The sequence below is a fragment of the Solicola agrisoli genome, assembly GCF_049059935.1.
GTDB lineage: Bacteria > Actinomycetota > Actinomycetes > Propionibacteriales > Nocardioidaceae > JAURVT01.
Genome location: NZ_JBMGQR010000013.1, coordinates 72,082 through 81,163, shown reverse-complemented (window position 1 = coordinate 81,163; position 9,082 = coordinate 72,082). Strand labels below are relative to the sequence as shown.

Here is a 9,082-nt window from a genome sequence, read left to right as displayed (position 1 = left end):
CCCAGGTTCACCTGGGAAACCGACGAGACCACGGGAAGTTCTCCGGGGTGTCGGCCGAACCCCAGGTGAACCTGGGAAACCGTCAGGAGGTTGGTACGACCGCTCGACGTCGTGTATCTTGACGTCAAGAGACATGGTGACCGCCAGCACGGACCGCGGCGCGCGAGGTTAGGCGAACCTGAGCCTGCGCGTGTCGCCGCGGCTGGGCAGGATGGGCCCTGCCGGACGACCTAGGAGAGACGATGGCCAGCGTCAACAGCTTCAACGCCAAGGACTCGCTGCAGGTAGGTGACGACGCGTACGCCTACTACCGCCTGGACGCCGTGAGCGGTGACGGCCTCGACGTCGCCACGCTCCCGTACAGCCTCAAGGTGCTGCTCGAGAACCTGCTGCGCACCGAGGACGGTGCCAACATCACCGCGGACGACGTCCGCGCCCTCGCCGGCTGGGACGCCGACGCCGACCCGAGCAAGGAGATCCAGTTCACGCCCGCCCGCGTGATCATGCAGGACTTCACCGGCGTGCCCTGCGTCGTCGACCTCGCCACGATGCGCGAGGCGATGGCCGACCTCGGCGGCGACGCCACCAAGATCAACCCGCTCGCGCCCGCCGAGCTCGTCATCGACCACTCCGTGATCGCCGACGTCTTCGGCACCCCCGAGTCGTTCGAGCGCAACGTCGAGATCGAGTACGAGCGCAACCGCGAGCGCTACCAGTTCCTGCGCTGGGGCCAGGGCGCCTTCAGCGACTTCAAGGTCGTGCCCCCGGGCACTGGCATCGTGCACCAGGTCAACATCGAGCACTTGGCGCGCACCGTCTTCACCCGCGAGGTCGACGGCGAGACCGTCGCCTACCCCGACACCTGCGTCGGCACCGACTCGCACACCACCATGGTCAACGGCCTGGGCGTCGTGGGCTGGGGCGTCGGCGGCATCGAGGCCGAGGCCGCGATGCTCGGCCAGCCGGTCAGCATGCTGATCCCGCGCGTCGTCGGCTTCAAGCTGTCCGGCGAGCTGCCCTCGGGCGCCACCGCCACCGACCTCGTCCTGACGATCACCGAGCAGCTGCGCAAGCACGGCGTCGTCGGCAAGTTCGTCGAGTTCTACGGCCCCGGCGTCGGCGCCGTCCCGCTGGCCAACCGCGCCACCATCGGCAACATGAGCCCCGAGTACGGCTCCACGATCGCGGTCTTCCCGATCGACGAGGAGACCACCAAGTACCTCGAGCTCACCGGCCGCACCCCCGAGCAGATCGCGCTCGTCGAGGCCTACGCCAAGGCCCAGGGCCTCTGGCACGACCCCGACCACGAGCCGCGCTACTCCGAGCGCCTCGAGATCGACCTCGCCGACATCGTGCCCTCGATCGCCGGCCCCAAGCGCCCGCAGGACCGCGTCTCGCTGTCCGAGGCCAAGACCGGCTTCCGCGGCGCGCTCGCCGACTACGTCGCCGCCGACTCCGACCCGGCCGAGGGCTACGACGAGGCCGTCGCCGAGACGTTCCCCGCGTCCGACCCGGTCTCGAGCCACGACGACGGCCAGTCCCGGCCCAAGGACTACGTGTCCGCCGCGCCCAAGGACGGCGGACGCCCGTCCAACCCGCAGCTGGTCACGCTCGAGGACGGCACGCAGTACGAGGTCGACCACGGCGCGGTGACCATCGCGGCGATCACCTCCTGCACCAACACGTCCAACCCCTCGGTGATGATCGGCGCGGCCCTGCTCGCCAAGAACGCCGTCGAGAAGGGCCTGCAGCGCAAGCCGTGGGTCAAGACCACGCTGGCGCCGGGGTCCAAGGTCGTCTCGGACTACTACGAGCGCTCGGGCCTGACGCCGTACCTCGACAAGCTCGGCTTCAACCTGGTCGGCTACGGCTGCACCACCTGCATCGGCAACTCCGGCCCGCTGATCCCCGAGGTCAGCAAGGCTGTCAACGACGGCGACCTCGCCGTCACGTCGGTGCTGTCGGGCAACCGCAACTTCGAGGGGCGCATCAACCCCGACGTGAAGATGAACTACCTCGCCTCCCCGCCGCTGGTGGTCGCCTACGCGCTCGCCGGCTCGATGGACGTCGACCTGTTCAACGACCCGCTGGGCCAGGACGCCGACGGCAACGACGTCTTCATGGCCGACATCTGGCCCTCGCCGGCCGAGGTCGAGCAGGTCGTCGCCGACTCGATCTCGTCCGACATGTTCACCAAGGACTACGCCGACGTGTTCGCCGGCGACGAGCGCTGGCAGTCGCTGCCCACGCCCGAGGGCGACTCCTTCGCGTGGGAGGACGACTCCACCTACGTCCGCAAGCCCCCGTACTTCGACGGCATGTCGGCCGAGCCGTCGCCCGTCGTCGACATCACCGGGGCGCGGGTGCTGCTCAAGCTGGGCGACTCGGTCACCACCGACCACATCTCGCCCGCCGGCGCGATCAAGAAGGACAGCCCGGCCGGCCGCTACCTCGCCGAGCACGGCGTCGAGCAGAAGGACTTCAACTCCTACGGCTCGCGTCGCGGCAACCACGAGGTGATGATCCGCGGGACGTTCGCCAACATCCGCCTGCGCAACCAGATCGCACCGGGCACCGAGGGTGGCTTCACCCGCGACTTCTCCGGCGACGGCGAGGTCACCACGGTCTACGAGGCCTCCGAGGCCTACGCCGCCGCGGGCACGCCGCTCGTCGTCCTCGCCGGCAAGGAGTACGGCTCGGGCTCGTCGCGCGACTGGGCGGCCAAGGGCACCTCGCTGCTCGGCGTCCGCGCGGTCATCGCCGAGTCGTACGAGCGCATCCACCGCTCGAACCTGATCGGCATGGGCGTCATCCCGCTGCAGTACCCCGAGGGCCAGAGCGCCGAGTCGCTCGGCCTCACGGGCGAGGAGACGTTCGACTTCTCGGGCATCACCGCGCTCAACGAGGGCTCGACGCCGAGGACGGTCCACGTCACCGCCACCTCGCCGTCCGGCGAGACCACCGAGATCGACGCGGTCGTCCGCATCGACACCCCCGGTGAGGCCGACTACTACCGCAACGGCGGCATCCTGCAGTACGTGCTCCGGAGCCTCATCTCCTGACGCGCCGCACCACCACGACGACGCCCCGCACCTGCTGGTGCGGGGCGTCGTCGCGTTCAGCCCAGGTCGGCCTGGGCCAGGCTCGTGCCGTGGGCGGGGTCTGCGTCCAGGGGCTCCAGCGACAGGTCGACCCCGGTGAACGTCGTCAGGTCGAGGTCGGCCGGCACCGCCAGACGCGCCCGGTCGCCCGAGACCACCCCCACCGACACCATGTCGAGGGTCGCCGGGTCGAACAGCCACGCCTCCACGTAGTGCCCGGACGGGACGTCGTCGCGGGCGCGGAGGTCGAGGTCGAGCACCCGGCCCCGGGGGGAGTCGACGACCGTGGCCGACCCCGTGGTGGTGGCGCCCGCAAGCGGTCGGATCTGGCCGGTCGCGAGCACCGTGGGGGACGGGGTCGCGGCGCTGGTGGCCGGCGGCGAGACGACGGGGGAGTCGTCACCGGCCGTGACGGCGAGCACCGCGCCACCGCCGACGATCAGGCCCACCGCGGCAGCGGCAGCCAGGCGTCCGAGCCCGCGCGACCGGCTCGGGACGGCCTCGGGCTCGGCGGTCTCGGCGACGACCGCCGCCCAGACCGAGGGCGGCACCGTGGTCGCCGCGAGGTCGGGCACGGAGCGGCGGGCCCGCAGACGGGTGGCCAGGGCGGCGAGCTCACGCACCTCGGCGGTGCACGACGTGCACGACGCGACGTGCGCCTCGACGTCCGCCGGCACCGGTTCGGCGGTGGCGACGGACGCCAGCAGCTCGGGATCAGGATGCATCGTCGGCACCCCCCACCAGGGCGCGCAGCTGGATCAGCCCGCGACGGGCGTGGCTCTTGACGGTGCCGAGCGGCAGGTGCAGCCGGGCGGCGACCTCGGCGTGGGTGAGGCCCTCGACGAAGGCGAGGTGCACGACGTCGCGGCGGGGACGCTCCAGGTGCGCCAGGGCCTCGTCGAGCACCAGGGCGTCCAGCACGGCGTCGTCGTGGACGGCGTCGGGCTCGGGCGCCGCCCGCTCGAGCAGACGGCGCTCGCGGGCCGAGGCGGCGTGGTGGTCGGCGATGACGTGGCGCGTGATGCCCACCAGCCAGGCCGGCAGCGGCCGGCGGGCGGGGTCGTACCGGGTACGGCCCTGCCAGGCCCGGACGAACACCTGCTGGGTGACGTCGTCGGACGCGCTGGCGCTGCCCGTCGAGCGGTACGCCAGGGACCGCACGAGCGGCGACCACCGGTGGAAGGCCTCCTCGAGCGCCTCGTGGGACCCCGCGACGAGCCGCCGCCCGACGTCGTCGTCGGGATCGGGACGGTCCTCGTCGAGCCCCACGGTCTCGCTGACGCTCATGGACACCTCCGGTAGTTCCACGGTCACAGTATTCCGGGAGGGTCGGTGGTGCATCCAGGGACGAGGTCCGAGGCGAAGTAGGGGCAGTCGCACCCCCGTGCGACCCACACCCCTCCCGAGGAGTCCCGACATGAAACGCATCGTTCTCACGCTCCTGGCCGGCGTCCTGGCCGTGGGCGGCCTGGTCGCCGGTGCCGGCACCTCGACCGCCGCACCCGCAGGCGAGTCCCGCCTCGGCTCGACGACGGTCGTCATCTCGCCGAAGGTCTACCGCCTGGTCGCCGGCGCCGGCATCACGCCGTCCACCACGGGCAAGGCCGTGGCCCGGCCGACCAAGGGCACGCTCGCCGTGGAGTTCCCGATCCGTGGGTTCAAGGCCAAGCAGCTGCGCACCACGCACAAGGGCGGCATCGTCCTCGCCGCCGGCGGCAAGCGCATCAGCATCAGCAAGCCGGCCGTCGACCTGGCCCGCGGCCGCGTCAGCGCGCGCGTCTCGGGCACCGAGGTCGGCAAGGTCGGCCGTGTCGACGTGTTCACCATCAGCCGCGCCCGCACCGACACCTACGGCCCCGCGCGCCTGAAACTGACCAAGGCGGCCGCCGGCGCGCTCAACACCACCTTCGGGGTGAAGGCCTTCGCCGGTGGCGACGTCTTCGCCTACGCGACGCCGAAGATCACCAAGGTGGGCCTGCGCAACAACGCGGCCAAGCGCATCGCCGCCGCGCTGGAGGAGTTCGTGGCCGGGCACTGACCCCGCCCGCCTGTGGCGGCGCCCCGTACCGACCGGTGCGGGGCGTCGTCGCGTCTAGGAGCCGCTCGCGGACCGGTGCACCGCACCGTCGTCGACCTGGCGGCAGCGCAGCGCGAGGTGGGCGCTCGCCGTCGACGGATCGGTCCGGGAGCCGACGAGGTCGAACCCCGCGGCCTCCAGCGCCGCGACGACGTGGGCCACCGTCCGGGGCATCCGGGCGGCCACGGGTCCGAGGTCGTGGACCGTCACCGCGAACTCGCGCAGCCCGAGCGCCTCGGCGTTGCGGGCGTCTCGCACCGCGCGGGCCGACAGCTCGGCCCGTCGCCCGGCTCCGGTGAGCCTCTCGCGTGGTCCCATGTCGAATCCCGTCCCCTCGGGGCGCCCCGGTGGCGCGCAGGTGCAGTCCACCACGGGAGACCGGGCCCGCGGGGGCGATTGCGCAACTCCGGAGCCGCTCGGAGGTCGTCCGTCATGACGAGGTGTATCGTCCGAACGGATGGGGGAGACCTCCCGTGGTGCGCGGTACGTCCGGTTCGCGCTCACCGAGACCAATTTGTTGTCTCAAACCACTGGACGACCTCTGTGACCCCGGTTACGTTGTGCCGGACAACAATTACGCGAACGTGACGCCGGGATGTCCTCGAGATGGCCGGTCGCGTTCGACACCCGAGACATAGAGGAGGCGGTCTGCGTGAAGCGGATCCCCATGCTGGCAGTTGTGGGTCTGGCGACCATGGCGCTCTCGCTCACCGCGTGCGGTGGCGACAGCGGCGGTGGCGACGGCGGCAGCGGCAGCAGCGACAAGGCCGGCAAGGTCGGCGTCATCCTGCCCGACACCGAGTCGTCGGTCCGCTGGGAGAGCGCGGACCGTCCGAACCTGGAGAAGGCCTTCAAGGACGCCGGCGTGGAGGCCGACATCCAGAACGCCCAGGGCGACGCCAGCCAGATGCAGACCATCGCCGACCAGATGATCACCAACGGTGCGACCGTCCTCGCGATCGTCAACCTGGACTCCGAGTCCGGTGCGGCCATCGAGAAGAAGGCCGCCGCCGAGGGCGTCAAGACGATCGACTACGACCGTCTGACCCTCAACGGCTCGGCCGACTACTACGTCTCGTTCGACAACACCAAGGTCGGCGAGCTGCAGGGCGAGGGCCTGGAGAAGTGCCTCGGCGACAAGGCCGCCAACATCGCCTACCTCAACGGCGCCCCCACCGACAACAACGCCACGCTGTTCTCGGCCGGCGCGCACAGCGTCCTGGACAAGGTGACCAGCTACAAGCAGGTCGCCGAGCAGGCCGTGCCCGACTGGGACAACGAGCAGGCCGCCACGATCTTCGAGCAGATGTACACCTCGAACCCCGACATCAACGGCGTGCTCGCCGCCAACGACGGCCTGGGCAACGCGGTCATCTCGATCCTGAAGAAGAACGGTTCGGCGGGCAAGGTCCCCGTCACCGGTCAGGACGCGACCGTCCAGGGCCTGCAGAACATCATGGACGGCACGCAGTGCATGACCGTCTACAAGTCGGCCAAGGAGGAGGCCTCGGCCCTCTCCAAGCTGGCCATCGCGCTCGCCAAGGGCGAGAAGGGTGAGGCCACCGGCACCACCAAGGACTCCGAGAGCGGCCGCGACGTGCCCTCGGTCCTGCTGGACCCGGTCTCGATCACCAAGGACAACGTCAAGGACGTCGTCGACGACGGTGGCGTGACCAAGGAGGAGCTGTGCACCGGGGCCTACGCCCAGAAGTGCACCGACGCCGGCATCTCCTGATCCGCGAGGTCGCCCCGCCGGCAGCTGCTGCCGGCGGGGCGACCCCCGTTCACCCCTCTTCTCACCGTCGAACCAGGAGCATCCCTGTGTCCACCCCCGAGGCCCCCGGCCAGCCGCTGCTCGAGCTGCGCGGCATCAACAAGAGCTTCGGCGCCGTCCACGTCCTGCACGACGTCGACTTCGCCGTCTACCCGGGCCAGGTGACCGCCCTCGTCGGCGACAACGGCGCCGGCAAGTCCACCCTCGTCAAGGCCCTGGCGGGCATCTACCCCGCCGACTCCGGCGAGTACCTGTTCGAGGGCAAACCGGTGAGCGTCACCGGCCCCAAGGACTCCGCCGACCTCGGCATCGAGGTCGTCTACCAGGACCTCGCGCTGTGCGACAACCTCGACATCGTCGAGAACATGTTCCTCGGCCGCGAGCTCCGCCGCGGCAGCGTCCTGCTGGACGAGGCCGAGATGGAGTCCAAGGCCCGCGAGACCCTCGCGTCGCTCTCGGTGCGCACCGTGAAGTCGGTGCGCCAGAGCGTCGCCAGCCTGTCCGGTGGCCAGCGCCAGACCGTCGCGATCGCCAAGGCGGTCCTGTGGAACTCCAAGGTCGTGCTCCTGGACGAGCCCACCGCCGCCCTCGGCGTCGCGCAGACGCGCCAGGTCCTCGACCTGGTGCGCCGCCTCGCCGACCGCGGTCTCGGCGTGGTGCTCATCTCGCACAACATGGTCGACGTCTTCGAGGTCGCCGACCGCATCACCGCCCTGTTCCTCGGACGGGTGGCCGCGGACGTCCCGGCCAAGTCCGTCAACCACACCCAGGTGGTCGAGCTCATCACGTCGGGTCGTTCCGGCGAGTTGGGCATCGCCCCCGCGACCGCCGCCCAGTCGGCCTGAGAGGCGATCGATCATGAGCGTCGACACCCAGACCACACCGCCCGCCGCCGACCCCGGCTTCTCGGGCGACCAGAAGGCCACCACCGTCAGCGGTGCCGTCCGCGAGTACGTGGACAAGATCCGCGGCGGCGACATGGGCGCCCTGCCGGCCGTCCTCGGCCTGATCGTGCTGCTGATCGTGTTCAGCGCGATCCAGCCCGACACCTTCCCCTCGCCCCGCAACATCGCCAACCTCACCGTCCAGGCCGGCGCGATCTGCGTCCTCGCCATGGGCCTGGTGCCCGTCCTGCTCCTCGGCGACATCGACCTGTCGGCCGGCGTCGCGGGCGGCACCGCGTCGGCGGTCACCGCGCTCGCCCTGGCCAACCACGGCCAGTCCTGGCCCGTGGCGGTCCTCGCCGGCATCCTCACCGGCGCCGTGATCGGCGTGCTGATCGGGATCATGGTCGCCAAGATCGGCATCCCGGCGTTCGTCGTGACGCTCGCGTTCTTCCTCGGGCTCCAGGGCGTCAACCTCAAGCTGATCGGTGACGGCGCGTCCATCCCGGTCCGCAACGAGACCATCCTGAACATCTCGAACAACAACGTGAACGTGACGCTCGGCTGGATCCTCGCGATCGTGGCGATCGTCCTCTACGGCCTGCTCACGCTGCGCAAGCACCAGGTGCAGGTCAAGCGTGGTCTGCAGCACGGCCCGCTGGCCCTCGTCCTGGCCCGCATCGGCGGCCTCGCGCTCATCGTGGTGGCCTTCACCGCGATCCTCAGCGTCGACCGCGCGCCCGCCGTGGGCGTCGTCCTCGCCGGCGTCCCGTGGGTCGTCCCGGTGGTCGTGGTCCTGCTGATCGTGCTGACCTTCGTGTTCTCCAAGACCAGCTACGGCCGTCACGTCTACGCCGTCGGTGGCAACCGCGAGGCCGGCCGTCGCGCCGGCATCAACGTCGACGCGATCCGCGTCTCGGTGTTCGCCATCGCCTCGTCGATGGCCGCGATCAGCGGCATCATCACCGCGTCCCGCCTGAACGGCGTCTCGCCCGACGCGGGTGCGGGCAACACGCTGCTCTACGCGGTGGGCGCGGCCGTCATCGGCGGCACGAGCCTGTTCGGTGGTCGCGGCAAGGTGCGCGACGCCGTCATCGGCGGCTTCGTCATCGCGACCATCGACAACGGCCTCGGCCTGCTGGGCCAGCCGGCGTACGTGAAGTTCATCGTCACCGGCGTCGTGCTGCTCATCGCCGCCAGCGTCGACGCCCTGTCGCGTCGCCGCCGCACGGTCACGGGCACCTGA

Annotated in this window: 8 protein-coding genes; 5 read left to right on the top strand and 3 right to left on the bottom strand. The window is 70.9% G+C overall.

The window, feature by feature from the left end; all coding sequences use genetic code 11:
* The first annotated feature begins 242 nt into the window (after positions 1–242).
* Positions 243–3,062 (top strand): aconitate hydratase, encoded by a 2,820-nt coding sequence (locus ACI6PP_RS07320; RefSeq protein ID WP_421110385.1) that lies wholly within the window; start codon positions 243–245, stop codon positions 3,060–3,062.
* Positions 3,063–3,118: 56 nt separating this feature from the next.
* Here ACI6PP_RS07320 and ACI6PP_RS07315 read toward each other — a convergent pair whose 3' ends face one another.
* Positions 3,119–3,826, bottom strand: coding sequence for an anti-sigma factor domain-containing protein (locus ACI6PP_RS07315; RefSeq protein ID WP_421110383.1), 708 nt, complete (start codon positions 3,824–3,826; stop codon positions 3,119–3,121).
* The gene (locus ACI6PP_RS07310) at positions 3,816–4,388 is read right to left on the bottom strand and encodes an RNA polymerase sigma factor (protein ID WP_421110381.1); all 573 of its coding nucleotides are present in this window, start codon (positions 4,386–4,388) and stop codon (positions 3,816–3,818) included. The genes ACI6PP_RS07315 and ACI6PP_RS07310 overlap by 11 nt, the downstream gene beginning before the upstream one ends.
* Before the next feature lie 130 nt (positions 4,389–4,518).
* Here ACI6PP_RS07310 and ACI6PP_RS07305 point away from each other — a divergent pair, with 130 nt between their 5' ends.
* Entirely contained in the window at positions 4,519–5,139 is a 621-nt protein-coding gene (locus ACI6PP_RS07305) for a hypothetical protein (protein ID WP_421110379.1), read from the top strand.
* A 54-nt stretch (positions 5,140–5,193) separates the two neighbouring features.
* Here the strand turns inward: ACI6PP_RS07305 and ACI6PP_RS07300 are convergent, their stop codons facing one another.
* Positions 5,194–5,496, bottom strand: coding sequence for a hypothetical protein (locus ACI6PP_RS07300; RefSeq protein ID WP_421110378.1), 303 nt, complete (start codon positions 5,494–5,496; stop codon positions 5,194–5,196).
* A gap of 334 nt (positions 5,497–5,830) precedes the next feature.
* Between ACI6PP_RS07300 and ACI6PP_RS07295 the strand changes: the two genes are divergently transcribed.
* The 3 genes from ACI6PP_RS07295 (at position 5,831) to ACI6PP_RS07285 (ending at position 9,082) form a co-directional block, all read left to right on the top strand.
* Entirely contained in the window at positions 5,831–6,913 is a 1,083-nt protein-coding gene (locus tag ACI6PP_RS07295; protein ID WP_421110376.1) for a sugar ABC transporter substrate-binding protein, read from the top strand.
* A gap of 86 nt (positions 6,914–6,999) precedes the next feature.
* Entirely contained in the window at positions 7,000–7,797 is a 798-nt protein-coding gene (locus ACI6PP_RS07290; protein WP_476712925.1) for an ATP-binding cassette domain-containing protein, read from the top strand.
* A gap of 13 nt (positions 7,798–7,810) precedes the next feature.
* Entirely contained in the window at positions 7,811–9,082 is a 1,272-nt protein-coding gene (locus ACI6PP_RS07285; protein WP_421110374.1) for a sugar ABC transporter permease, read from the top strand.